General features: G+C 46.4%; 18 protein-coding genes and 1 pseudogene. 12 read left to right on the top strand and 7 right to left on the bottom strand.

All coding sequences use genetic code 11. The features are described 5' to 3' along the window. From HMPREF9007_RS15695 to HMPREF9007_RS15705, 4 genes and pseudogenes are all read left to right on the top strand, one after another. Nucleotides 1–285, top strand: a 285-nt coding sequence (locus tag HMPREF9007_RS15695; protein WP_008761140.1) for a helix-turn-helix domain-containing protein, incomplete at its 5' end; no start/stop codon positions are given. Nucleotides 286–474: 189 nt separating this feature from the next. Then, nucleotides 475–2,751, top strand: a pseudogene (locus HMPREF9007_RS0124855) (NADP-dependent malic enzyme); the annotation flags it as partial. Between the two features lie 351 nt (nt 2,752–3,102). Continuing rightward, nucleotides 3,103–4,437 carry an NADP-specific glutamate dehydrogenase gene (locus HMPREF9007_RS15700; RefSeq protein WP_008761138.1) on the top strand — a complete coding sequence of 445 codons (1,335 nt, stop codon included), beginning with the start codon at nt 3,103–3,105 and terminating at the stop codon, nt 4,435–4,437. Nucleotides 4,438–4,842: 405 nt separating this feature from the next. After that, complete coding sequence (locus tag HMPREF9007_RS15705; protein WP_008761137.1) at nt 4,843–6,309, top strand: catalase; 1,467 nt, start codon at nt 4,843–4,845, stop codon at nt 6,307–6,309. 273 nt (nt 6,310–6,582) lie between these two features. Here HMPREF9007_RS15705 and HMPREF9007_RS15710 read toward each other — a convergent pair whose 3' ends face one another. Beyond that, entirely contained in the window at nt 6,583–9,555 is a 2,973-nt protein-coding gene (locus tag HMPREF9007_RS15710) for a PEP/pyruvate-binding domain-containing protein (protein WP_008761136.1), read from the bottom strand. A gap of 338 nt (nt 9,556–9,893) precedes the next feature. Here HMPREF9007_RS15710 and gdhA point away from each other — a divergent pair, with 338 nt between their 5' ends. After that, the gene (gene gdhA / locus HMPREF9007_RS15715; protein WP_008761135.1) at nt 9,894–11,231 is read left to right on the top strand and encodes an NADP-specific glutamate dehydrogenase; all 1,338 of its coding nucleotides are present in this window, start codon (nt 9,894–9,896) and stop codon (nt 11,229–11,231) included. Between the two features lie 152 nt (nt 11,232–11,383). Next, nucleotides 11,384–12,547, top strand: a complete 1,164-nt coding sequence (locus HMPREF9007_RS15720; protein WP_008761134.1) for a Xaa-Pro peptidase family protein — start codon at nt 11,384–11,386, stop codon at nt 12,545–12,547. A gap of 225 nt (nt 12,548–12,772) precedes the next feature. On the opposite strand, the gene HMPREF9007_RS15725 is transcribed toward HMPREF9007_RS15720, so the two are convergent. Next, nucleotides 12,773–14,206 (bottom strand): HD domain-containing protein, encoded by a 1,434-nt coding sequence (locus HMPREF9007_RS15725; RefSeq protein ID WP_008761133.1) that lies wholly within the window; start codon nt 14,204–14,206, stop codon nt 12,773–12,775. A 300-nt stretch (nt 14,207–14,506) separates the two neighbouring features. On the opposite strand from HMPREF9007_RS15725, the gene HMPREF9007_RS27105 reads away from it, so the two are divergent. After that, complete coding sequence (locus HMPREF9007_RS27105; RefSeq protein WP_008761132.1) at nt 14,507–15,346, top strand: hypothetical protein; 840 nt, start codon at nt 14,507–14,509, stop codon at nt 15,344–15,346. A 369-nt stretch (nt 15,347–15,715) separates the two neighbouring features. Here HMPREF9007_RS27105 and HMPREF9007_RS27100 read toward each other — a convergent pair whose 3' ends face one another. The 3 genes from HMPREF9007_RS27100 to ruvA all read right to left on the bottom strand — a co-directional run bounded on the left by HMPREF9007_RS27100 (nt 15,716) and on the right by ruvA (nt 17,531). After that, a complete protein-coding gene (locus tag HMPREF9007_RS27100) occupies nt 15,716–15,853 on the bottom strand; it encodes a hypothetical protein (RefSeq protein ID WP_008766350.1) in 138 nt (45 codons plus the stop codon). A 14-nt stretch (nt 15,854–15,867) separates the two neighbouring features. After that, the gene (locus tag HMPREF9007_RS15735) at nt 15,868–16,857 is read right to left on the bottom strand and encodes a DUF3843 family protein (RefSeq protein WP_008761131.1); all 990 of its coding nucleotides are present in this window, start codon (nt 16,855–16,857) and stop codon (nt 15,868–15,870) included. Between the two features lie 68 nt (nt 16,858–16,925). Then, nucleotides 16,926–17,531, bottom strand: coding sequence for a Holliday junction branch migration protein RuvA (ruvA, locus tag HMPREF9007_RS15740; RefSeq protein ID WP_008761130.1), 606 nt, complete (start codon nt 17,529–17,531; stop codon nt 16,926–16,928). 179 nt (nt 17,532–17,710) lie between these two features. Here ruvA and HMPREF9007_RS15745 point away from each other — a divergent pair, with 179 nt between their 5' ends. The 4 genes from HMPREF9007_RS15745 (at nt 17,711) to HMPREF9007_RS15760 (ending at nt 20,029) form a co-directional block, all read left to right on the top strand. Continuing rightward, complete coding sequence (locus HMPREF9007_RS15745) at nt 17,711–18,610, top strand: diaminopimelate dehydrogenase (RefSeq protein WP_008761129.1); 900 nt, start codon at nt 17,711–17,713, stop codon at nt 18,608–18,610. A gap of 95 nt (nt 18,611–18,705) precedes the next feature. Beyond that, on the top strand, nt 18,706–19,011 hold the full coding sequence (locus tag HMPREF9007_RS15750; protein ID WP_008761128.1) for a hypothetical protein: 306 nt from the start codon (nt 18,706–18,708) through the stop codon (nt 19,009–19,011). Further along, the gene (locus tag HMPREF9007_RS15755) at nt 19,008–19,337 is read left to right on the top strand and encodes a hypothetical protein (protein ID WP_008761127.1); all 330 of its coding nucleotides are present in this window, start codon (nt 19,008–19,010) and stop codon (nt 19,335–19,337) included. The genes HMPREF9007_RS15750 and HMPREF9007_RS15755 overlap by 4 nt, the downstream gene beginning before the upstream one ends. 41 nt (nt 19,338–19,378) lie before the next feature. Beyond that, a complete protein-coding gene (locus HMPREF9007_RS15760; RefSeq protein WP_032850333.1) occupies nt 19,379–20,029 on the top strand; it encodes a hemolysin III family protein in 651 nt (216 codons plus the stop codon). Nucleotides 20,030–20,062: 33 nt separating this feature from the next. On the opposite strand, the gene HMPREF9007_RS15765 is transcribed toward HMPREF9007_RS15760, so the two are convergent. Together HMPREF9007_RS15765 and HMPREF9007_RS15770 are read right to left on the bottom strand one after the other, a co-directional pair. Then, nucleotides 20,063–20,284: a helix-turn-helix transcriptional regulator gene (locus HMPREF9007_RS15765; protein ID WP_008761125.1), complete on the bottom strand. Its 222-nt coding sequence runs from the start codon at nt 20,282–20,284 to the stop codon at nt 20,063–20,065. 92 nt (nt 20,285–20,376) lie between these two features. After that, nucleotides 20,377–20,733, bottom strand: a complete 357-nt coding sequence (locus HMPREF9007_RS15770) for a hypothetical protein (protein WP_277754647.1) — start codon at nt 20,731–20,733, stop codon at nt 20,377–20,379. Between the two features lie 197 nt (nt 20,734–20,930). On the opposite strand from HMPREF9007_RS15770, the gene rpiA reads away from it, so the two are divergent. After that, complete coding sequence (gene rpiA, locus HMPREF9007_RS15775) at nt 20,931–21,632, top strand: ribose 5-phosphate isomerase A (RefSeq protein ID WP_008761124.1); 702 nt, start codon at nt 20,931–20,933, stop codon at nt 21,630–21,632. The last annotated feature ends 70 nt before the right edge of the window (nt 21,633–21,702 follow it).

The raw sequence follows: 21,702 nt of genomic DNA, 5'->3' as shown, positions 1-21,702 counted from the left end.
GAAAACTGCATTTCACAACGGGAAGTTAACTTCTACGCCAACGAACTTTGTATTTCGACCAAATACCTGACAGGCATCTGCCGCAGTGTGACCGGAGATTCTGCCAAAAAGATCATTGATGATTTCGCCATTCTAGAGATCAAAGTACTGCTTCAGTCTACGGAGCTGACAATGCAGGATATAGCCGACCGGCTCGGTTTCCCGGACCAGTCGTATTTAGGAAGATATTTCAAACGGCATGAAGGAATGTCGCCCAGAGAATATCAAAACAGATATGTTATATAGCAATCAGAAAAAAGAAATAACCATTATACATTAAGGAGTACAGAGACCCGGATAGCAACCATAAGTTTGTGCAAAATCAGTCATTTTGCTATAAAATTAATAGAAATTATCATCTAAAGACAACAATGTATAACTTTTATTCCTACATTTGCAGCCAAATGATAACTTATTAATAAAAATACCAATACCATGGCTAAAATAACCAAAGAAGCCGCTTTGCTCTACCATTCACAGGGCAAACCCGGTAAGATCGAGGTAGTTCCTACCAAACCTTACAGTACACAAACTGATTTATCACTTGCATACTCTCCCGGCGTGGCAGAGCCTTGCCTCGAAATAGAGAAGAATCCGCAGGACGCTTACAAATACACAGCCAAAGGCAACCTGGTAGCTGTTATTTCTAACGGTACAGCCGTACTCGGACTGGGTGACATAGGCGCACTGAGCGGCAAACCGGTGATGGAAGGCAAAGGTCTGCTTTTCAAAATCTACGCAGGAATCGACGTGTTCGATATCGAAGTGGACGAGAAAGACCCGGAGAAATTCATCGCTGCCGTAAAAGCAATCGCTCCTACTTTCGGCGGTATCAATCTGGAAGACATCAAAGCTCCCGAATGTTTCGAAATCGAACGCCGTCTGAAAGAAGAACTTGACATCCCTGTGATGCACGACGATCAGCACGGAACCGCTATCATCTCCAGCGCCGGACTGGTAAATGCCCTGCAAGTGGCCGGAAAGAAAATAGAGGATGTGAAAATCGTCGTAAACGGTGCCGGAGCATCTGCCGTATCCTGTACCAAATTATATGTATCACTGGGGGCACGCCTCGAAAATATCGTCATGCTGGACAGCAAAGGCGTTATCAGCAAGACACGTACCGACCTCAACGAACAGAAGAGATATTTTGCCACCGACCGCACGGATATCCACACACTGGAAGAAGCGATCAAAGGCGCCGATGTATTCCTCGGCTTGTCCAAAGGTAACGTACTGAGTCAGGACATGGTGCGCAGCATGGCTCCCATGCCGATCGTATTCGCACTGGCAAACCCGACACCGGAAATCTCTTACGAAGATGCAATGAGCGCCCGCCCCGACGTACTGATGGCAACCGGACGTTCCGACTATCCGAACCAGATCAACAACGTAATCGGCTTCCCGTACATCTTCCGCGGCGCACTCGATACACAGGCCAAAGCGATCAACGAAGAAATGAAAATCGCAGCAGTACACGCTATCGCCAATCTGGCAAAACAGCCTGTACCTGATGTAGTGAACACAGCATACCACGTCAACAACCTCTCTTTCGGTCCGGAATACTTCATCCCGAAACCGGTAGACCCGCGCCTCATCACCGAAGTTTCCTGTGCCGTAGCCAAAGCAGCCATGGAAAGCGGAGTGGCACGCACGGAAATCAAAGACTGGGACGCTTACTGCGTGCATCTGCGCGAACTGATGGGATACGAATCCAAACTGACCCGCCAGCTTTATGACACCGCCCGCCGCAACCCGCAACGTGTCGTATTTGCCGAAGGCATCCATCCCAACATGCTGAAAGCCGCCGTCGAAGCAAAAGCCGAAGGCATCTGCCATCCTATCTTATTAGGAAACGACGAAGCAATCGGCAAACTGGCGGAAGAACTCGACCTGAGCCTGGAAGGCATCGAAATCGTCAATCTCCGCCATCCGGACGAGTCGGAACGCCGCGAACGCTACTCACGCATCCTTGCCGAAAAACGTGCCCGCGAAGGCTTTACATACGAAGAAGCCAACGACAAGATGTTCGAACGCAACTACTTCGGTATGATGATGGTAGAAACCGGAGATGCAGACGCATTTATCACCGGACTCTACACCAGATACAGCAACACCATCAAAGTTGCCAAAGAAGTGATCGGCATCCAGCCCGGATTCAACCATTTCGGAACAATGCACATTCTTAATTCGAAGAAGGGTACTTACTTCCTGGCAGATACGCTGATCAACCGTCATCCGGATACGGAAACTCTGATTGACATCGCCAAACTGGCTGACAAGACAGTCCGTTTCTTCAACCATACACCGGTCATCTCGATGCTGTCGTACTCCAACTTCGGTGCCGATACCTCCGGCAGCCCTGTCAAAGTGCACGGAGCAGTGAACTATATGCAGAAGGAATATCCGGAACTCGCCATCGACGGTGAAATGCAGGTGAACTTTGCCATGAACCGCGAACTGCGTGACGCCAAGTATCCGTTCACCCGCCTGAAAGGTAAAGACGTGAATACGCTGATCTTCCCGAACCTGAGCTCCGCCAACGCAGGATACAAACTGCTGCAGGCAATGGACCCTGATACGGAATTCATCGGCCCTATCCAGATGGGACTGAACAAGCCTATCCATTTCACTGACTTTGAAAGTTCTGTCCGCGACATCGTGAACATCACAGCCGTAGCCGTGATCGACGCCATCGTAGTGAAGAAGAAAACGAAAGCCGATGAGAAGGCCGTTATCAAAATCACAAATAGTTTGCGTCAGCCTGCTTTGGCTGGCGCTTTGCTATTTAGTTCTCACAAAAGCCGAACGTATTGACGGTATGACGATAGTAATGCTTGTCATTTCGGCAGCATTAGTCTTTATTCCTGTCTATAAGTCGATGAAAAAGAATAAATAAATATCTTTTTTCTGATTTTTAATGCAATAAAATATCAAATTTGATGTTTTATTGCATTTTTCTTTATAAAATGTTTGCTAGTTCAATTTTTATCTTTACTTTTGCAACCGCATAAAAGAAATAGGTAATCGAAATTTAATCAACCAATAAAAGAAAAAAAGATTATGAATGCAGCAAAGGTATTAGACGATCTGAAAAGACGGTTCCCCAACGAACCGGAGTATCATCAGGCAGTAGAAGAAGTACTTTCTACTATTGAAGAAGAATACAACAAACACCCGGAGTTTGACAAAGCAAACTTAATCGAACGCTTGTGTATTCCTGATAGAGTATTTCAGTTCCGTGTAACTTGGATGGACGACAAAGGTAATATTCAGACAAACATGGGTTACCGTGTTCAGCACAACAACGCTATCGGCCCGTACAAAGGCGGTATCCGTTTCCACGCATCTGTAAACCTTTCCATCCTGAAATTCCTTGCCTTTGAGCAGACATTCAAAAACTCACTGACTACGCTGCCTATGGGTGGTGGTAAGGGTGGTTCCGACTTCTCTCCACGTGGTAAGTCAAACGCTGAAGTAATGCGTTTCGTACAGGCATTCATGCTGGAACTGTGGCGTCACATCGGTCCCGAAACTGACGTACCTGCAGGTGATATCGGTGTAGGTGGCCGCGAAGTAGGTTTCATGTTCGGTATGTACAAGAAGCTGGCTCACGAATTTACCGGCACATTCACTGGTAAAGGCCGCGAATTCGGTGGTTCACTGATTCGTCCGGAAGCTACCGGTTACGGTAACATCTACTTCCTGATGGAAATGCTGAAAACCAAAGGTACTGACCTGAAAGGCAAAACTTGTCTTGTTTCCGGTTCGGGTAACGTAGCTCAATATACAATCGAAAAAGTAATCGAACTGGGTGGTAAAGTAGTTACTTGCTCCGACTCTGACGGTTACATCTACGATCCGGACGGTATCGACCGCGAAAAGCTGGATTACATCATGGAACTGAAGAACCTCTACCGTGGCCGTATCCGCGAATACGCAGAGAAATATGGTTGCAAATATGTAGAAGGAGCTAAACCTTGGGGTGAAAAATGCGATATCGCACTGCCTTCTGCCACTCAGAACGAATTGAACGGCGACCACGCCCGTCAGTTGGTAGCAAACGGCTGTATAGCTGTATCTGAGGGAGCAAACATGCCTTCTACTCCGGAAGCTATCAAAGTATTCCAGGACGCTAAGATTCTGTACGCTCCGGGTAAAGCAGCTAATGCGGGTGGTGTATCAGTATCAGGTCTTGAAATGACTCAGAACTCCATCAAGTTGAGTTGGAGCGCTGAAGAAGTAGACGAAAAGCTGAAGAGCATCATGAAGAATATCCACGAAGCCTGCGTTCAGTATGGTACTGAAGCCGACGGATATGTAAACTATGTGAAAGGTGCTAACGTAGCCGGATTCATGAAGGTTGCCAAAGCTATGATGGCTCAGGGTATCGTATAATCAGCAAGATATAAGAAAGCTATAGTCATTTTTAAGATAAAGGCTCCCGCCTTCCGAAAGGAAGGACGGGAGTTTTTTTTTATATTGTACCGCAGTGGTGAAAAACAAGTAAAAGAGTGCAGGCAAACATGTAAAAGAGTGAGTGACAGGAAGTACTTCATTCTGGCAAATGATGTAGAAGAAAAAGGTAAAAGAAGTACATGACCCGGGTGAAAGATGTACTTGAAATAAAAAATACCGGAGGTTTTAAAGATTGTTCATAGTTATTCTCTATCTTTAGATAGAAATTATCAGTTTGACAAGCAAGCAAAATCGGTCTATCTTTGTTACATATTATAAACCCGGACAGAAGAGTAAAAAAGACTTCGGTTTATTTAAACTTCGCCTCCGACTAACATCTATTTTATGGAAGAAAAAAAACTAACTGCCGCGAACGGTCGTCCCATTGCCGACAATCAGAATTCGCAAACCGCAGGTCAACGCGGACCTGTCATGTTACAAGACCCATGGCTTATTGAAAAGCTTGCTCATTTTGATCGTGAAGTGATTCCGGAAAGACGTATGCATGCCAAAGGTTCGGGAGCTTACGGCACATTCACCGTCACTCATGACATTACGAAGTACACCCGTGCAGCTATTTTCAGCGAAGTCGGAAAGCAAACTGAATGTTTCGTCCGTTTCTCTACCGTAGCCGGAGAGCGTGGGGCGGCAGATGCCGAACGTGATATCCGCGGTTTTGCCATGAAATTCTACACCGAAGAGGGCAACTGGGATTTAGTCGGAAACAACACTCCTGTCTTTTTCTTACGTGATCCTCTTAAATTTCCGGATTTGAATCATGCCATCAAGCGCGACCCGAAAACGAACATGCGCAGCCCTAACAGCAACTGGGACTTCTGGACACTTCTGCCCGAAGCGCTTCATCAGGTGACAATCACTATGAGCCCTCGCGGCATTCCCTATTCCTATCGCCACATGCACGGATTCGGAAGCCACACCTATAGTTTTATCAATGCGGACAACCAGCGTATCTGGGTGAAATTCCACCTGCGCACCTTGCAGGGAATCAAAAACCTGACAGATCAGGAAGCGGAAGCGATCATCGCCAAAGACCGCGAATCTCATCAACGCGACCTTTTTGAAAGCATCGAAAAGGGAGATTACCCAAAATGGTTATTCCAGATTCAGTTAATGACGGAAGAGGAAGCGGACCATTACCGCATCAATCCGTTCGACCTGACCAAAGTATGGCCGCACAAAGATTTCCCGCTACAAGACGTCGGAATCCTTGAACTGAACCGTAATCCGGAAAACTATTTCGCAGAAGTAGAACAAGCTGCTTTCAACCCGATCAATACCGTAGACGGCATCGGATTCTCACCGGACAAGATGTTACAGGGACGTCTGTTCTCTTACGGCGACGCACAGCGTTATCGCCTCGGAGTGAACGCCGAACAAATTCCGGTGAATAAACCCCGTTGCCCGTTCCATGCTTACCACCGTGACGGAGCTATGCGCGTAGACGGCAACTACGGTGCAACCAAAGGCTACGAACCCAACAGTTACGGAGAATGGAAAGACTCTCCTCACATGAAAGAACCGCCTCTCAAAGCATCCGGCAACGGAGAAATATACAATTATAATGAACGCGAATATGATGATGATTACTACAGCCAGCCGGGAGATCTGTTCCGCTTGATGCCGGCGGACGAACAGCAACTTCTGTTTGAAAACACGGCACGTGCTATGGGAGACTCCGAATTATTCATCAAACAGCGTCACACCCGCAACTGCTACAAAGCAGATCCCGCATACGGTGCCGGAGTCGCCAAAGCATTGGGCATTGATCTGCAAGAAGCATTGAAAGAATAAAAGAACAACCAATCATTTGTAAAAGAAAGAGCATATTTCCCGACGGATTTATGCTCTTTTTTTCGGCAGAACAGTAACCAACTGTATATCAGCAGAATAAATTCCTTTTTATTCCTTTAAAAGGAACGCCCCGTTGGTTTTAAAGAAACAGGCCGTTGGTTTTAAACCAAGACCCCGTTCCTTTAAAACCAACGGGACTATTTAAAAAAAAGTTCTGCTTTTCCAATGAGAGCAGAACTTTTTTGTTTCATTTATTTATCAACCGGAAAGAGATCAGTCAATCCCCGGCATCAGAACAACGCCGAGCTTCTTCTTACCATCCATCTTGACTACCATCGGCTTTTCAAAGCGGACATGACGCAGGAATTTCGTTTCTTCCACCGCAGGTTGGGCATTGAGGAAATCCTGATTGTAGACTCCGTCATTCATAAAGGCATTGATCGTAAAATAGCCTACGCCGAACGAAGTGAGGTTCTGGAAGAAGTGAGTTCCCTGACTCGGGTCTACACGATAATTGGTCAGACCGGCCTCCACTATCACACGGGCGGCGGAGATATGCGGCCACTTCACCGGAATGCCCAGCCATGTATCACTGCTGCCCCAACGTCCCGGACCTACGAGCACATAATTCCTTCCTGCATTGAGGAATTGCAGGTTCATTTTCTCTATTTCCCAGGCAATGGCCTGATTGTTCGAAGCACTGTATCCATCCGTCTTGACGTAGACGATATCATAAATTTCGTTCATGACGCCATGCCCCAATGAGTTATTGGAACGGAGCACCACGTCTTCATCCGGTATCAGCGTCAAGTCTTCGTCCAGCATTTCTTTGCTGTCCACAATCGGGCGGATTTGCAACAGGTAGAATGTACCCGTCTTATCTTGTTCACGGCTCAAGGTCGCGGCAAACTCAATCTCCACCGGGCGCCGCATTTCCTGTTCACCGTACTTCAAAACCAGTTGCAGGATGCGTGCCAGCGGGAATACATCGTGTTGAAGGATATTGGCAAACGTGATTACCTTGCGTCCACCGGGATACAAACCGTCACGGATCACTTGATCATACGGATCGTAAGTAGAAGCGATATAGCGTAACGAACCGTCACTTTCGGCTTCCTTCACATGAAGTTTCAACAGGTTAAAGCCGTCGTCGATAGAGAAATCATGCCCTGCGTTTTTCAAGTCCAATGCGTAGAAACGGGTCTGTGTTTCTTTCAGGGCTATTTCCATTTCACTGGTTTGCAACACTTGATTCGGGTGATAAGGAGAGAAACGGAGCGTCATACCTCCGTCTACAATATATTTTCCTAATCCAAGAGCCAGGTTCACCGTGCCTTCTTCGGCTTTTTCATCTCCCAAGGGATAATAATTGAGCGAACGTGCCACGCCGGACATAGACGGGTAGTAACGGTCTCCGTATTGATTTCCCACAACTTCCTGCAAGATGACTGCCATCTTTTCCTGGTCGATCACGTTCGATGTAGCCTGCATATACGCTTTACTGTCTCTGAAGTAAACCGACGCATAGACTCCTTTGATCGCATCGGAAAGCATACGGAGCATTTCGTAACGGTCGTCCAAATAAGGAATCATATACGTATTGTATATTCCGGCAAACGGCTGATAATGAGAATCTTCTAACAAAGAAGATGAACGGATGGCAATCGGGGATTTCACCACATCGAAGAAGGTGAAGAAGTCCTCTACCAACCGGTCGGGCAGTTTCGCCTTCAGGAAATATCGTAGAATCGTATCATCGTCGGCATCCGATAGAGCGATTTGATAAAGATTATTGGTCTCCATAAACTCGTCGAAGACATCGGTACACAGTACCACTGTCTTAGGAATTGCCACCCGTGCATTTTCGAACTCTTCAAATTCGGGATAACGCTTCACCATATTATCAATGAAGGCAAGGCCACGGCCTTTTCCTCCCAGCGAACCGTCGCCGATACGGGCAAAGTTGGAGTAACGGTCGAAACGGTCACGTTTGAAGACGGCAACCACTCCCTGATTTTTCATCTTCCGGTACTTCACGATCGCCTCGAAGATAATCCGGCGGTGTGCATCTACGTCCTGAAGACTGGTCCACGTGATCGGCTTCAGAAACTCGGCTACCGGAAACATGGCACGCGAATAGAGCCAGCGCGAAACGTGATTCCGGCTGATATGATACAAGAAGGACTCGGCAGGCACGGCAAACAGGATATTCTGCAGCTCTTTCAGGTTCCGCACACGGGCAATCTCTTCTCCGGTCTCCGGATTGCGGAACACAAAGTCACCGAACCCGAAGTTATCGGAAACGATGCGCCGCAGGTCAACGTCCATCTTTTTAGAATTCTTATCGATAAAGCTGGCACCGTATTTGGCGGCATACGAAGAGTTTTCCGATTCGGAGGACTGGATAATCAACGGTACGAACGGATCGTTCTTGCGTATGGCGGCACAAAGCTTGATACCTGCCAGACCGTCTTTCTCGCCCCGTTCCACTTTCGGGAAACGGACGTCGGTAATGACTCCTAATATATTATTCTGGTATTTGCGATAGATTTCCATCGCTTCCTGATACGTACGCGCCAAAACGATTTTAGGACGCCCACGCATACGAAGCGTGCGCTGGTGCGCATTCAGAGCTTCGGTAGAAAATTCCTGGCTCTGCTTCAACACGAATTTATACAGGTTGGGAAGAATGGAAGAATAGAACCGGATGCCGTCTTCCACCAAAAGTATCATCTGCACGCCTACTTCCTGCACATCATGTTCGAGGTTCATCTTATCTTCCATCAGTTTGATAATAGAAACCAACAGGTCGGTATTGCCCAGCCAGCAGAATACGTATTCAAATGCGCTCAGGTCTTCGTTGATAATCCGCTTCGTAATACCGTGACTGAAAGGAGTCAGGATAACGATCGGAATATGTTCGTATTTCTCTTTGATGTGCCGCCCGATATCAAAACTGTCATTGTCTCCCGTACTCGGCATACAGATCACCAGATCGAATGACATATTCTCCAACTGCGTCAATGCTTCCTCTTCCGTAGAAACCTGTGAGAAACGAGGAGGATAACGAAGTGACAAGGATGTATATTCATTAAATATTTTTTCGTCAATGCGTCCGTCATCTTCCAGCATGAAAGCGTCATACGGGTTGGCAATCAACAGAACATTGAAAATCCGCCGTGTCATCAAATTGGCGAATTGCGTATCTTTGAAGTAAAGCTGGTTTAATTTATACTTGCTGAGCATAGTCTCTTTCTATTTTTTATTCCATAATGAAATGATTCATAGTACAGTCTACTTGACGTTTACCCTGCAAAGTTAATTTTTTAAATCTCATTTGCTATCATCTTCTTTATAAAGTTTATAATAGGTAATAAGTAATAGGTAACAAGTAATAACCATGCGGTTTACAGCGCAGCTTATTACTTATTACTTATTACCTATTACTTATTACCTATCACTATCATTTTATCATTATTTAATCAAAATATCACCATAAAATCAATCACATTTGAAAAATTTTCCTATATTTGCAGTGTGAGCAGTTTACATTTTATCAGAATAACCTTTTAAAATATGATATCATGAACATCCAGAAAATCATGTCCTCTTTGGAGGCAAAGCACCCCGGTGAATTAGAGTATCTTCAAGCAGTAAAAGAAGTTCTTCTTTCGATCGAAGATATATACAATCAGCATCCCGAATTTGAAAAGGCCAAGATCATAGAAAGACTGGTAGAACCTGATCGTATCTTCACTTTCCGTGTCACTTGGGTAGACGATAAAGGGGAAGTTCAGACCAATCTCGGTTATCGTGTACAGTTCAACAATGCAATCGGTCCGTACAAAGGCGGTATCCGTTTCCATGCTTCCGTCAACCTCTCCATTTTGAAATTCCTCGGCTTCGAGCAGACATTCAAGAATGCACTGACTACCCTTCCGATGGGTGGCGGCAAAGGCGGTTCGGACTTCTCGCCCCGTGGCAAGAGCGATGCTGAAATCATGCGTTTCTGTCAGGCGTTTATGCTTGAATTGTGGCGCCATCTGGGACCGGACATGGATGTACCTGCCGGTGATATCGGTGTAGGCGGACGCGAAGTAGGTTATATGTTCGGTATGTACAAGAAGCTGACCCGCGAATTTACGGGAACCTTTACCGGAAAAGGACTGGAGTTCGGCGGTTCGCTGATTCGTCCGGAAGCTACCGGCTTCGGCGGTTTGTACTTCGTTTATCAGATGTTGCAGGCAAAAAATATAGATATCAAAGGCAAGACAGTCGCTATCTCCGGCTTCGGTAACGTAGCTTGGGGCGCTGCCACCAAGGCGACCGAATTGGGTGCCAAAGTAATTACGATCTCCGGACCAGATGGATATATCTACGATCCGGACGGCATCAGCGGAGAAAAGATAGATTATATGCTCGAACTTCGGGCTTCGGGCAATGACATCGTTGCTCCTTACGCCGAAAAATATCCGGGTGCAACCTTCGTAGAAGGCAAGCGTCCGTGGGAAGTAAAAGCAGATATTGCACTTCCTTGCGCTACTCAGAACGAATTAAATGGAGAAGATGCACAAAATCTCATAAAAAATAACGTTCTTTGCATTGGAGAAATTTCCAACATGGGATGTACGCCGGAAGCAATCGACTTATTTATCGAAAAGAAAATAATGTATGCTCCGGGTAAGGCAGTCAATGCCGGTGGTGTTGCCACTTCCGGGCTGGAAATGTCTCAGAACGCCATGCACCTGAGCTGGAGCGCTGCTGAAGTGGACGAAAAACTCCACGCCATCATGCACGGTATCCATGCACAATGCGTGAAATACGGTACAGAACCCGACGGATATATCAATTATGTGAAGGGAGCTAACATTGCCGGATTCATGAAAGTAGCTCACGCTATGATGGGACAAGGCGTTATTTAAAAGAGACTTTGTTTAGTTGTATTTGTATTTGTGGTTTGCGCTGCTCGCCTCCTGTGACAGGACGCGGGTAGCGCTATTTTTTTGAGATTAACATTATTTTCTTCAATGGAATTAATTATCTTTGTAGCATTATACAGTAATAACAATAAAAAATGCTACAACCCGAATTAAAACTCCGCCGCGACAAGATTCGCAGTCTGATGGTGTCACAGGGCATTGATGCCGCCCTCATTACTTGTAATGCAAATTTAATCTACACCTATGGCTGTGTAGTCAGCGGCTATCTTTATCTCCCTCTTCATTCACCGGCACTGCTGTTTTTCAAGCGGCCCAACAATATCACAGGCGAACACTCGTTCCCCATCCGCAAGCCGGAACAGATCGTCGATATTCTGAAAGAAAAAGGTCTGCCTTTGCCCACTAAACTGATGCTGGAAGGCGACGAACTTCCTTATACCGAATATGTTCGTCTGGCAGGTTTGTTCCCGGACGCTGAAGTCGTGAACGGGACACCGCTGATCCGTCAGGCACGCAGCGTGAAGACAGCTATCGAAATCGAAATGTTCCGTCGTTCGGGCATGGCGCATGCCAAGGCATACGAACAGATTCCGTTCGCATATTACCCTGGAATGACAGATATCGAGTTCTCGATAGAAATCGAACGTCTGATGCGTCTTCAAGGTTGCCTCGGCATCTTCCGCGTGTTTGGCCGCAGCATGGAAATCTTCATGGGAAGTGTGCTGACCGGAGATAATGCCGGTTATCCTTCTCCCTACGATTTTGCTTTAGGGGGTCGCGGACTCGATCCTGCCTTGCCCGGAGGCGCTGACAAGACTCCGCTGAAAGAAGGACAAAGTGTTATGGTCGATCTGGGAGGCAACTTCAACGGATATATGGGCGATATGAGCCGTGTGTTCTCTATCGGCAAATTGTCGGAAGAAGCATATACCGCTCATCAGGTTTGTCTGGATATTCAGGAAAAGATCGCTTCGATCGCCAGACCCGGCATTCCTTGCGAAATGTTGTATAACACTGCAATCGAAATGGTTACCCAGGCAGGTTTTGCCGATAAGTTCATGGGAATGGGACAGCAAGCCAAGTTCATCGGTCACGGCATCGGACTTGAAATCAACGAAGCGCCTGTACTTGCTCCGCGCATCAAACAGGAACTGGAACCGGGCATGGTCTTTGCTCTCGAACCGAAAATCGTTCTTCCCGGTGTAGGCCCTGTAGGTATCGAAAACTCTTGGGTAGTGACAAACGAAGGAGTTGAGAAACTGACTAACTGCAACGAAGAAATTATAGAATTGTCATAAGGGACTGACTAAAAAGTCAATAGTATCTCGAATCTCCTCCTTCGGGAAGGAGGAGTACCCGTAGGGGGGAGGTGGTAGGTGAATACATAACCCTATCATTTACAAAGAAATAGGAACAAACATTATTTCTCCTACCACCTCGGTCTGCGACCACTCCTCCTTCCCGAAGGAGGAGAATAGAGATACTACCGACTTTGGGGGCACCCCCAATTTGAACAAGAAAAGCTATTTTACAGGCTTCAGTCCCATCTTCGCCGCCCGTTCCAGCATAAAAGCATGGGCTGCCTCATACTCATTGGGGATAACTCCATCCAGAATAGCATCCTTTATCGCACTTTTCAAAGCACCGACTTCACGACAGGGCTGTAAGCCGAAAGTTTCCATGATCTCTTCTCCACTCACCGGAGGCTGGAAATTACGGACACGGTCTTTTTCTTCAAGGTCTTTCAACTTTTGGCGAACCAGCTGGAAGTTATTCAGGAAACGCTGCTTGCGCTCCATGTTTTTCGAAGTGATGTCCGCTTCGCAAAGTGTCATCAAGTCGTCGATATCATCCCCCGCCTCAAAAAGCAGACGGCGTACGGCAGAATCTGTCACTACATCATCCGCTATCACAATGGGACGCATGTGCAAGCTGACCATTTTCTGCACATACTTCATCTTCTCATTCATCGGCAACTTCATCTTCCGGAAAATATTCGGAATCATCTTCTCACCGATAAAATTATGATTATGGAACGTCCAGCCCGCTTTAGGCTCCCAACGTTTCGTTGCAGGCTTGGCGATATCGTGCAGCAAAGCTGCCCAACGCAACCAGAGATTATCCGTCTTTTTGCTGATATTGTCCAGCACTTCCAGCGTATGGTAAAAGTTATCCTTGTGCGACCGTCCGTTTCGTGTTTCTACTCCCTGCAAGGCAGCCAGTTCCGGAAAAATCAACGGAAGCAGTCCGCTTCGTTCCAGTTCTACAAAACCTTTTGAAGGGATAGGCGAAAGAATGATCTTGTTCAGCTCATCCGCAATCCGTTCACGGGATATGATTTCAATCCGGTCTTTGTTACGGCAGAGCGATTCGAACGTATCGTCATCGATATAAAAATTCAGTTGCGTGGCAAAGCGAATGCAACGCATCATGCGCAGCGGGTCGTCACTGAACGTGATATCCGGATCGAGGGGTGTGCGGATGGTCTTTTCCTTCATGTCCGCCATGCCGCCAAACGGGTCAACCAGTTCGCCAAAGCGTGCTTTGTTCAGGCAGACAGCCATCGCGTTAATAGTAAAGTCACGGCGGTTCTGATCGTCCTCCAATGTTCCGTCTTCCACGATGGGCTTCCGTGAATCCCGTTGATAGGATTCTTTGCGGGCACCTACAAATTCGACTTCCGTACCATTATATTTCACTTGTGCCGTACCGAAATTCTTGAAAACAGAGACGTGCGCACCACGCCCCAAGCGTTTTCCAAGTGCTTCCGCCATTGCGATCCCGCTGCCTACTACTACTACATCTATATCTTTGGAGGGACGTTGCAGAAAAATATCACGAACGTAACCGCCTACCACGTAACACTCCAGTCCGAGTGCGTCAGCGGTTTCGGCAATGTGTCCGAAGATCGGTTCGCTAAAATACTGTTTCAGTTCCTCTTGAGTCAACTCTATCATCTTTTTAATGCTTAACGACTGGCAACAGACAGTTAAATAGTTGATGAAAACACCGGTCGGGCGGTCCATAATCATCAAACACTTATTGCCAATACAAGTTTTGAGGGGGCAAAATTACAAAAATAAGGGATATATTTGTATTTTTGTCGCTATAAAGTAAACGATGAACGGGCGAGGAACGGTAAACGGCAAGTAACACGAACGGCAAACCGCAAGTAACGAACAGTTGGCGGTAAGTCGTGAACACTGCACGTCCCATCTCCATCGCAAATCGTCTAATAGTAAAATGTAAATGGTATGATGAAAAAACTGATTATCTTCTTTTGCGGCACGCTGGCACTGACAGCCTGCGGAAACGGCATCGAGAAAAAAGCCAATGAAAAACTGACGATTGCCCGTGCTGCCTACGAACGTGGCGACTACGAAGAAGCAAAGACACAAATCGACAGTATCAAGATTTTGTATCCCAAAGCATTCGAGGCCCGCAAAGCCGGTCAGGAATTGATGCTGGATGTGGAACTCAAGGCTCAACAAGAGATTCTGGCCTTTCTGGACAGTGCTCTCCAGGCAAAGCAAGCAGCGTTTGACGCCATCAAAGGCAAGTACACCCTGGAGAAAGATGCCGAATATCAGCAAGTGGGTAACTACATATGGCCTACACAAGCCATCGAGAAGAATCTCCATCGTTCCTTCCTTCGCTTCCAAGTGAGCGAGCAGGGAATTATGAGCATGACTTCCATTTATTGCGGAGCCGGCAATATCCATCATGTAGGCGTCAAAGTGATGACTCCCGACGGCAGTTTTGCCGAAACTCCGACTTCGAAGGACAGCTACGAAACATCGGATATGAACGAGAAAATAGAAAAAGCCGATTACAAATTGGGAGAAGACGGTAACGTGATCGAATTTCTGAACCTCAACAAGGACAAGAATATCCGTGTGGAATTTATCGGCGACCGTAGATACACAACGACGATGAGTCCGACCGACCGACAGGCAGTAGCAGGCGTTTACGAACTGTCGAAAATCCTTTCCGCCATGCAGCAAATCAAGAAAGAACAGGAAGACGCCAATCTGAAAATCGGATTTATCAATAAGAAAAAAGAACGGAAAGCGATGGAAGAAGCTGCCGAAGAATAAAGGTTCTTTCGGAGTAACGGCTTTCCGGAAAAGTGATAAAAGCGCTATCGGAGAAGAATAAATCAAGCAGTCCGAAAAGGATAAGTAAAAAACGGTAAGCGATGAAAATTTGTGTTTATCAGAGATAGCACATTTATTTTTTCATCGCTTACCGATTTTTATTTCAATTCAAGAGACTGTTCTCCGACTTATCATTAGGCACAAATAGTAATGATATTTCATTCCAACTTTAAAGAGACGCAGCATTGTTTTCTTGCTCGCACCCTTTTACCTTGGAGAAACGGCGTAAACCAGCATCCTAAAACGGCGTAGCCTGCCTACATAAAACGGCGTAGCCTGACAGGTAGAAAGGGCGCAGTCTCCAAAGGCTTATTTCACTCTCCTATTCAACTGATTATTAGCCTTCTCCACCTTTGACTTACCTATCCGTTTCCCCGTCCCTTTCTTTTTTCCGGCAGCAGGCTTCGCCTTTCCGGCGAACGGATTGTTACTTTTTTTGATTGGCATAACTTAACAAAGTATCATTCTCCTTCGTAATACTCGCCCAAAAACCAGCGGGCAATAAAGTCCCAGTTTTCGTGCAGCAGCTCTTTCCCGTTCTCGAAAGGGAATTGCGCTTCCGGCAGCAGGTCATGTTCCATGCCGTACTTCAGCAGATCGAACGGGCACAGCCCTTCCTCGCAGAAAAGTTCGTACGCTTCTTCCTCAGCCATTTCCGCATTATACAGCGGATTCCGTTTGTCGGCAAAGTAGCGGGCTACGTCCGGACCTATCAGCAAACCTTTCGGATTAGCGTACATCACGAAATCCGAAAACTCCTTCAAGTCGGGCAACAGAGCATCTTCCTCGTCCTCCCATTGCAGGGCCTGCACAAAGAACAGTTTCAAAGCCTCATACGAATCGAAGAACATCAACGGCTCGCCACCACTCGCTTTCAGAAAGCGTTCCACATTCACGGGCAACTGATCGCCCGGCGAGGCAACAGGCAAAGCAGTCCGCTGCTTCTCCATCAGCTCCGATTCCATCAGCCAGTCTCCGGCAAGTCCGTCGCTGATAGGCGCTTTCTCGAAAACATCTTCCAACTGCGCATAGATCACATCGGCAAACTCCAGCAAGTCCGCATCCAAGGGATTCTCCACACCGTCAAAGTCATCGCCTACCGGCGAATTAATTCCCCACAGCAAGAAAGCGATATCCTCTTTATTGATCTCGTCGGTGAGATAACCTTCCGACAATTCATAAAACGGCAGGTAACGTCCGTAATTCCTTTTATGCCAACGGATGAACTGGCGCCAGTTGCCTCCGTCCGTCACACAGTCTTCCAGATAAAGAGTTAGCATCAGAGTTACCTGATTCTGGCTTTCCTGTGTCTCCGACTTATATAAATAAGATTCGCTGACGACAGGCAATAAAAGATTGGCAAATTCAAGATACCAGTGATCCGTCGCCAACACCTTTGCACGGCCATGAAGATCCAGCCATGCTTTCATATAAATTTTCCCTTGTTTCATTATTATTCTGTTGCTTGTTTTAGTTTCTCCACGCCCTATTACCTATTACCTATTACTTGCTACCTTTTTTACAGTCTTTTCAAAGCCAGTTTTATTACTTTCTCCACCGGAGCATCCGGTTCTTCCTTCAAGATAGCCAGTACCATTTTCTGCGAAGGCGCGGCGGCAAAGCCAAGCATGGTCAGAGCGGCTACCGCTTCCTCCTGCACTTCTACGCTGGCAGATTGCAGCAGCATTCCGGCAGAAGCGCTTCCTCCTGCCACGGTGGCTCCCATCGTCTTTATCTTGTCTTTCAGGTCGACAATGACACGCTGCGCTGTTTTCAGTCCGATCCCCTTCACCGTTTTCAGCAAGTTCGCATTTTCGGTGCTGATCACATTCACCAGTTCGGCAGGCGAAAGGGCAGAGAGAATCATACGCGCCGTATTGCCTCCGATGCCCGACACGGAAATGAGCAGCAGGAAAATCTCCCGCTCCTGCTTGTCGGCAAATCCGTAGAGCACATACGCGTCCTCCCGAATAGCTTCATAGATATATAACTTACAGTTTTTCTTCCCCTGAATAGCCGAATAAGTATTCAGGGATATATTGGCGGCATAGCCTACCCCGTTACAGTCGATTACTGCGGTTGCCGGACTAAGTTCGGCAAGTTCGCCTCTTACATATTCTATCATAGTGTGAGCAAAGATAAGACAAATTCACCACAGATGAAAAGACTTTCGCAACATTTCCGCCTCGCAGTCAGAGGTGAAAAAAATTAAAAATAATGCAGGCAGTAAACAAAACTTCCTAGTAATTTGTTTACTTTTGTGGCAGAATTAAAGAAAAATGTTCATATAAAACCAATAAAAGAATGAAAAAAGTAAGAGCAGCTATTGTCGGTTACGGCAATATCGGACACTATGTACTTGAAGCGCTACAGGCAGCGCCTGATTTCGAAATAGCCGGAGTAGTTCGTCGTGCAGGAGCAGAGAACAAGCCGGAAGAGTTGGCAAACTATGCAGTAGTCAAAGATATCAAAGAGCTGGAAGGAGTGGAAGTGGCCATCCTCTGCACACCGACCCGCAGCGTTGAGAAATACGCGAAAGAATATTTGGCAATGGGAATCAACACGGTGGACAGCTTCGACATCCACACAGGCATCGTTGACCTGCGCCGCACGCTGGATGCCACCGCCAAAGAGCACAAAGCCGTATCCATCATCTCCGCAGGATGGGATCCGGGAAGCGACTCGATCGTACGCACCATGCTCGAAGCAATCGCTCCGAAAGGCATCACTTACACCAACTTCGGTCCCGGCATGAGTATGGGACACACCGTAGCCGTAAAAGCGATCGACGGAGTGAAAGCCGCCCTCTCCATGACGATCCCTACCGGAACGGGAATCCACCGCCGCATGGTATATATCGAACTGAAAGACGGATACAAGTTTGAAGAAGTAGCCGCAGCCATCAAGGCAGACCCTTACTTCGTGAACGACGAGACACATGTAAAACTTGTGCCCAGCGTAGACGCACTGCTCGATATGGGACACGGTGTAAATCTGACTCGCAAGGGAGTTTCCGGTAAAACGCAGAATCAGCTGTTCGAGTTCAATATGCGCATCAACAATCCGGCACTGACCGCACAGGTACTTGTGTGCGTGGCACGCGCTTCCATGAAGCAGCAACCGGGGTGCTACACCATGGTAGAAGTCCCCGTCATCGACCTCCTTCCGGGCGACCGCGAAGAGTGGATCGGACACCTGGTATAATCTTTTATCCGCATAACTGAAATAAAAATAGAGAAAGGAGACACACCTTTCTCTATTTTTTTTATCTTTGTCGGAGAAGACAAAACACACCCGATATGAAAAGACTATTCATATTCTCAACATTTCTGTTATGCTTGCTATCGACTACCTTTTCACAGCAGTCCGATAACACGATCAAACCGAATCTGAAGTACGGAAAACCCTCCAAGGAAGAGCTCACCATGACCAGCTTTGCTCCCGACACCACCGCAACGGCGTATGCCGACATCCAGATACCTTATTACTCCAACGGACGCAATCCGACACTGAAAGAAAACGTCAGCCAGCTTGCGTTATTCCTTGATTTCCGAAAACAAGTAGCAAAACAATTTAATAACAAAATTATAATAAAGAGAATATGAAGATATACAAAAAGAAAGAACTTCCCAGACATGAGGAAGAAGAGTTTTCAGTCATAGTACTGACTTGTGACGAACACGGAGAAACCAATCTTGGGTTTTATAACTTTGACACGGAAGATTGGAGTTTTCTTTCGGAAGCTGACCAAAGTTATAGAGACTCTGAATTTGTATGGATATACCCACCAGCCAATCAGATGAAAGAGTTTTTGATAAAATCAATCAAAGCTGAACGCGAATCAGCTCCACCTTCATCGAAGGAAAACTGGTTTAGAAAGAAAACCCAACCTATTAAAAAGAAAATCACTCTGGCTTTCAAGAAAAAATAAAAGTGTACCTTTGCGGCTCTAACCAAAGCCGAAAGGAAACATTGGAAAATAAAAGATACAATAACGTCGAAGAATGGGCAAACACGCTCAGTCACGGAGCAGGTATACTGCTTGGAGTCATAGCCGGCTATTTCCTGCTCGCGAAAGCGGCGGCGGGTGCCGAACCGAAGTGGGCGGTAGCTTGTGTAACCGTCTACCTGTTTGGCATGCTGTCTTCTTATGTCAGCTCCACCTGGTATCACGGCAGCCGTCCGGGTAAGCTGAAGGAATTGCTTCGCAAATTCGATCACGGGGCTATCTATCTGCACATTGCGGGGACGTACACTCCGTTTACACTGCTCGTCATGAGGCACGCAGGCGGTTGGGGATGGGGAATTTTCTCTTTTGTCTGGCTGTCGGCTATCGTCGGTTTTATACTGAGTTTCAAGAAACTGAAAGAACACAGTAATCTGGAAACCGCTTGTTATATAGCTATGGGAGCCTGCATCCTCGTGGCTATGAAGCCTTTGATGGATCATTTAGCAGAGATGGGAGCCGGTCCGGCTTTTTGGTGGCTGATAGGCGGAGGAGTTTCGTATATCATCGGGGCAGTGTTCTATTCGCTGCGCAAGCCATATATGCACGCTACGTTCCATCTGTTCTGTTTGGGAGGAAGCATAGGGCATATCATAGCGATCTGGCTGATATTGTAAGTAAAAGAAAGCCGTCAGGCAGAGTTCATCATTTCAATACGATGCTTCATCATTCAACACAAAAATTTCTTCCACCGGAACCCCGAAATAACGTGCTATCCTCAGCGCAAGGACAGTAGAGGGAATAAACTTTCCGGTCTCTACCGTATTGATTGTCTTTCGGGTTACTCCAATGGCTACAGCCAGTTCTTCCTGGCTGATATTCTTCATCGCCCTGTAGACCTTTATTTTATTGAGCAGTTCTTTATTTTCCATCTTTATAGGGATTATACAGAAGCAATCTTCTTAGTTCTGAGAAAAGCATAGCTACCACCACTATAACCAGAGCACCCATACGTACCGAGAGATTAAAAAAAATCTCCAAAGCAATAAACTAATAATCCCATTTGCATAGCTGCATAAAAGCCTGCTGTCAAAGCCTTAGAATTATAGTCCGAATATATTTCACTATCTAATGCTCCCATTAATTTCTTATCTTTCTTTATTCCCTCCAAAATATCGGAAGCTCTTATCGCTACAACGACATACAGCAAAACTGCAAATGCAAATATATACCATGTCTCTCCCAAAAATCCCTTTCTGCCAGTATCAAGACAAAATGTCTCCCACATTAATACTCCCATAAACAACATACCGACAATCGTCCGCATCAAAAGAGCATTAAACCTTTTAATCTCCATTTTCTCAATCGTAATATTTTCCATAACCATAGAATTTAGTCCATATTCTTATTTTAAGTTTCACCCATAGGTTCCAAAAAGAAACCTTTAGGTTACAAATATAGATATTAAAAACTATATTCCAACCAATCATCCATCTATTTTTAATTCTTCCGTTTTTGTTGAACCAAACACTCCCTTTCATTCGTTATATAAATAGAGACTCTAAAACTGCAAGAACCATGAACTGGGAAAATCACCTGATCAAAGACCTCCAATGGTCCAATGAGATTATCAACAGAGAAGCGAAAGAACGTGTAGCACGTGAGATCGCCGCCACAGCCAAAACAGGCGATGTGATAGGGGCCGGCTCCGGTTCCACCGTCTACCTCACTTTGTTTGAGCTGGCAAAGCGGATTCACGAAGAGCACCTATATCTGGAAGTGATTCCCGCCTCTCAGGAAATCTCCATGACTTGCATACAACTGGGCATCCCGCAGACCACCCTTTGGGACAAACGCCCCGACTGGACATTCGACGGAGCGGATGAGGTAGACCCCGACCGCAACCTGATAAAAGGACGTGGCGGAGCCATGTTCAAAGAAAAGCTGCTGATCAGAAGCAGCGGAAAAACCTTCATTATCGTCGATCCCAGCAAACTTGTCAATATCTTGGGAAGCAAATTCCCCATACCGGTAGAGGTGTTCCCGCATGCACTGTCATACGTCGAAAAAGAACTGCGCCGACTGGGTGCCTCCGAAATATCACTACGCCCCGCCCACGGAAAAGACGGTCCTATTTTGACAGAAAACGGAAACTTTATCCTTGATACCCGTTTCCATTATATTGACGCTTCGCTGGAAGAACAGCTGAAAACAATCACGGGCGTTATTGAAAGCGGACTTTTCATCAATTACGACATTGAAGTAGTTGTAACCAGATAAAAACCAAGCATAGCACATAGGAAAATCACTTTTTTAACATTTCACCCTTCCTTACACCCGGTCTATCTTT

Source organism: Bacteroides sp. 1_1_14 (genome assembly GCF_000162515.1).
Classification (GTDB): Bacteria; Bacteroidota; Bacteroidia; order Bacteroidales; family Bacteroidaceae; genus Bacteroides; species Bacteroides thetaiotaomicron.
The sequence above is the reverse complement of the archived record's forward strand: the minus strand, read 5'-3'. Positions and strand labels throughout refer to the sequence as shown.

Coding starts and splice junctions, on each gene's coding strand:
- HMPREF9007_RS27105 (WP_008761132.1), top strand. CDS start 14,507: ATGAAAAAACTGATTATCTTCTTTTGCGGCACGCTGGCACTGACAGCC.
- HMPREF9007_RS15725 (WP_008761133.1), bottom strand. CDS start 14,206: ATGATAGAGTTGACTCAAGAGGAACTGAAACAGTATTTTAGCGAACCG.
- HMPREF9007_RS15770 (WP_277754647.1), bottom strand. CDS start 20,733: ATGGAAAATATTACGATTGAGAAAATGGAGATTAAAAGGTTTAATGCT.
- ruvA (WP_008761130.1), bottom strand. CDS start 17,531: ATGATAGAATATGTAAGAGGCGAACTTGCCGAACTTAGTCCGGCAACC.
- HMPREF9007_RS15705 (WP_008761137.1), top strand. CDS start 4,843: ATGGAAGAAAAAAAACTAACTGCCGCGAACGGTCGTCCCATTGCCGAC.
- HMPREF9007_RS15765 (WP_008761125.1), bottom strand. CDS start 20,284: ATGGAAAATAAAGAACTGCTCAATAAAATAAAGGTCTACAGGGCGATG.
- HMPREF9007_RS15720 (WP_008761134.1), top strand. CDS start 11,384: ATGCTACAACCCGAATTAAAACTCCGCCGCGACAAGATTCGCAGTCTG.
- rpiA (WP_008761124.1), top strand. CDS start 20,931: ATGAACTGGGAAAATCACCTGATCAAAGACCTCCAATGGTCCAATGAG.
- HMPREF9007_RS15755 (WP_008761127.1), top strand. CDS start 19,008: ATGAAGATATACAAAAAGAAAGAACTTCCCAGACATGAGGAAGAAGAG.
- HMPREF9007_RS15745 (WP_008761129.1), top strand. CDS start 17,711: ATGAAAAAAGTAAGAGCAGCTATTGTCGGTTACGGCAATATCGGACAC.
- HMPREF9007_RS27100 (WP_008766350.1), bottom strand. CDS start 15,853: ATGCCAATCAAAAAAAGTAACAATCCGTTCGCCGGAAAGGCGAAGCCT.
- HMPREF9007_RS15700 (WP_008761138.1), top strand. CDS start 3,103: ATGAATGCAGCAAAGGTATTAGACGATCTGAAAAGACGGTTCCCCAAC.
- HMPREF9007_RS15750 (WP_008761128.1), top strand. CDS start 18,706: ATGAAAAGACTATTCATATTCTCAACATTTCTGTTATGCTTGCTATCG.
- gdhA (WP_008761135.1), top strand. CDS start 9,894: ATGAACATCCAGAAAATCATGTCCTCTTTGGAGGCAAAGCACCCCGGT.
- HMPREF9007_RS15710 (WP_008761136.1), bottom strand. CDS start 9,555: ATGCTCAGCAAGTATAAATTAAACCAGCTTTACTTCAAAGATACGCAA.
- HMPREF9007_RS15735 (WP_008761131.1), bottom strand. CDS start 16,857: ATGAAACAAGGGAAAATTTATATGAAAGCATGGCTGGATCTTCATGGC.